The sequence below is a fragment of the Lutibacter sp. genome, from assembly GCF_040883305.1.
In the GTDB taxonomy this organism is placed as follows: Bacteria; Bacteroidota; Bacteroidia; order Flavobacteriales; family Flavobacteriaceae; genus Lutibacter.
This window is the reverse complement of record NZ_JBFLKT010000165.1, coordinates 1-3,484: the sequence shown is the minus strand read 5'-3', so window position 1 is coordinate 3,484 and position 3,484 is coordinate 1. Positions and strand designations below refer to the sequence as shown.

General features: G+C 29.5%; 3 protein-coding genes and 1 pseudogene. 3 read left to right on the top strand and 1 reads right to left on the bottom strand.

Annotation, left to right across the window (positions count from 1 at the left end; translation table 11 throughout):
• Together AB1Z17_RS05325 and AB1Z17_RS05320 are read left to right on the top strand one after the other, a co-directional pair.
• Positions 1 to 186: pseudogene (locus AB1Z17_RS05325) on the top strand (peptidase S8); the annotation flags it as partial.
• Positions 187 to 288: 102 nt separating this feature from the next.
• Positions 289 to 2,124, top strand: coding sequence for a M1 family metallopeptidase (locus AB1Z17_RS05320; RefSeq protein ID WP_368050760.1), 1,836 nt, complete (start codon positions 289 to 291; stop codon positions 2,122 to 2,124).
• Positions 2,125 to 2,265: 141 nt separating this feature from the next.
• On the opposite strand, the gene AB1Z17_RS05315 is transcribed toward AB1Z17_RS05320, so the two are convergent.
• Positions 2,266 to 2,649 carry a hypothetical protein gene (locus tag AB1Z17_RS05315; protein WP_368050759.1) on the bottom strand — a complete coding sequence of 128 codons (384 nt, stop codon included), beginning with the start codon at positions 2,647 to 2,649 and terminating at the stop codon, positions 2,266 to 2,268.
• Between the two features lie 324 nt (positions 2,650 to 2,973).
• Here AB1Z17_RS05315 and AB1Z17_RS05310 point away from each other — a divergent pair.
• Positions 2,974 to 3,484, top strand: a 511-nt coding sequence (locus AB1Z17_RS05310; RefSeq protein ID WP_368050758.1) for a fasciclin domain-containing protein, incomplete at its 3' end; no start/stop codon positions are given.

Sequence of the window (3,484 nt, the reverse complement as noted above, 5' to 3'; positions counted from 1 at the left end):
CCACAATTATCTGCAAGTCAGGTAAAACATATTATTATGAATTCTGGAACTAAATTAGATCTAGAAGTATTAGTTCCTGGAAAAAAAGACGAGAAAGTTAATTTCTCTACATTATCTATTTCAGGTAAAGTAGCGAACGCATACAATGCTTTAGTTTTAGCCGATAAAATGGTAAACGGAAAGTAATAAAATTATAATATTCTGTTAAAAAGCACATTCCAATTGAATGTGCTTTTTTGTTTTATAGACTTATGTTTATATTGCGATTTTAACAAGTAAAACTAATTAATGAAAAAATTTTTACAGCTAATTTTGTTGGTTACTGCAATTTCAATTACCGCACAAAACAATACAACTTACTGGCAACAACATGTTGATTATACAATGAATGTGGATGTAGATGTTGATAATTACAAATATAAAGGAACACAAAAGTTAGTTTACACAAATAACTCACCAGATGTATTAGATAAAGTTTTTTATCATTTATATTTTAATGCTTTTCAACCAGGAAGTGAAATGGATGCTCGTGTACAATCGATAATAGATCCAGATAAAAGAATGGTTGTAAATCATGGAACTAAATATAATCCCAGGTATCAAAGCAAAATTGCCAAACTTAAACCCAATGAAATAGGTTATTTAAATGTAATATCCCTGAAACAAAATGGAATTGAGGTAAGTTATAAAACTGAGGGAACAGTTTTGATAGTTACTTTAAACAATCCGATTAAATCAGGTGAAGCAGTAACTTTTGATATGATTTTTGAAGGACAAATACCTGTTATGATTAGAAGAGCTGGAAGAAATAATAAAGACGGAGTAGCTTTATCTATGGCGCAATGGTATCCTAAAATGGCAGAGTATGATTTTGAAGGTTGGCACGCCGAGGCTTATATTGCACGTGAATTTCATGGGGTTTGGGGAAATTTTGATGTAACACTTCATATAGATAAAAAATATACTGTTGGAGGAACAGGGTACCTTCAAAATCCACAAGAAATCGGACATGGTTATGAAGATAAAACAAAACCGTTAACTATTAAGAAAGGGAGAAAACTTTCTTGGCATTTTGTAGCTCCAAATGTGCACGATTTTACGTGGGCCGCAGATCCAGATTTTACACATGATATTAGAAAAACTAAAAGTGGCACACAGCTCCATTTTTTATATAAAAACGATAAAAAATATGAAAAAGCATGGAAAGAAATACAGCCGCTTACCGAAAAAGCCCTAGATTATTTTAATTCAGTAATAGGACCGTATCCTTGGAAACAATATTCAGTTATTCAAGGAGGTGATGGAGGTATGGAATATGCGATGTGTACATTAATTTCAGGAGGAGAAACTTTAGGAAGTATTATTGGAACTGTTTTTCATGAGTTAGCACATGCTTGGTTCCAGCAATTATTGGCAACTAACGAGAGTAAGCACTCTTGGATGGATGAAGGATTTGCAACGTATATTTCAACATTAGCATCTAATAAAATTTTGAAGAATAATGGAGATAAGCCGACTTCGGGAAATTATAAAGGATATTTTAATTTAGTAAATTCGGAAATAGAAGAACCACTTACTACTCATGCAGATAGGTTTAATACCAATGCTGCGTTTGGTACCGGAAGTTATACCAAGGGAAGTATGTTTTTAACGCAGTTAAATTATATTATTGGTGAGGAGAATTTAAAAAAATCACTAAAAAAATACTACGAAGATTTTAAATTTAAACACCCAACGCCAAATGATTTTCAGCGTGTTGCAGAAAAAGTTTCCGGAATCCAATTAGATTGGTATTTAAATGAATGGATTGAAACAACACACACCATTGATTATGCTATTGCTAAAGTTGAAGATAAAAACATAACACTCGTAAGAGTTGGTCAAATGCCAATGCCTATTGATGTTAAAGTAACCTATTCAGATGAAAGTTTTCAAGATTTTTATATTCCTTTAAAAATGATGCAAGGACAAAAATCGACCTCAGCAATTTTAAAAGCAGATTGGGCATGGTCTAGTCCGTTTTATACTTTTTCAACTTCAAAAGAAATCAAGAAAGTTGAAATTGACGCTTCTGGTTTAATGGCTGATATTAATAGAAGTAATAATGTATTTATAACAGATTAATTTTAAGAAGAAGTGGATTTTTTTCAATTTTCAAAACGATGCCGTAGCTTAGGTACTGTCTAAAATATTATTATCAATGTCCCTAATTTATAATAATAACTTACATAATTGATATTCAGATGTTATTGTTATTTAATAAGTTTAACTCATAAACCCTAAATACAAAAATATAAGTCCGAACACCAAGACTAAGGGTGTTAATAGTTTTAAAAACAAATCATTTGAAAACATTGATTTTAAAAAATCTAATTTAGTTGGGAAAGCTAATAATAGAATTCCTTTTAACAAGGCAATCCAGCCTATTATGCTAATAATTACAGTCCAATTTGCCTCCCAGATATTATGATTTTCAATAATGAAAACACCAAAAACAATAGCTATAAAACCACCAATTATCAGATATCCTGAATTTTCAAATAAGTTTGAAATAGTTTCTTTATAAAAAGCTTTATTAGCAAGAAGCCCTATTCCAAATGAGACATAAACAATACCAATAATTTTTGCAATTAAAATCGAGATTTCCATTTTATAAATATATCTTAATTACTTATAAAGTTAATGAAATTTAATTGTTAAAGTTTTACTGAATATTTTAAAGTACTAAATTTATGTCTTTAAAGGCATAAAACAACTCAAACGGTATTAATTTTAAAAAAAAACATCAAATTCGTGTTTTAATTGTTAATGTTAAAAAGCTCTTTTAAGCAATAGTTTATGGGGTTTTTCTGCATTAAATAACATTTGATTTTAAAAATTTAACATTTTGTTTAATAAAAAAATCAAAAAACTAAACAAACATCCAAATGTTTAACTATATTTGTAAAACACTAAACAACTAAAACATATATTATGAAAACTAAAAATTTTTTTACCGCACTTTTATTATTTGGATTTATGATTACTTCTGTATCTGCAATTCACATAAATGAAATTGAAAGATTACCCTATTTTGAAACAGAAGAAAAAACACCTACAATTGTTGGAGTAGCTGCAAGTAATGATAATTTTACAACTTTAGTAGCCGCTGTAAAAGCAGCAAATTTAGTTGAAACTTTAAACAGTGCAGGTCCTTTTACAGTATTTGCTCCAATTAATGAAGCATTTGATAAGTTACCAGAGGGTACTTTAGAAAGTTTATTAAAACCTAAAAATGTGAATACTCTAATAGCTATTTTAACGTATCATGTAGTGGCAGGAGAATTTAAAGCGGCAGCAGTAGTTGCAGCGATAAAAGAAAATAGTGGAAGTTTTGTAATACCTACAGTACAAGGAGGAAAACTTACAGCTACAATTCAAGATGGAAATGTTATGTTAACTGATGAAAAAGGAAATTCTTCAAAAATAATTTTGACAGATGTTG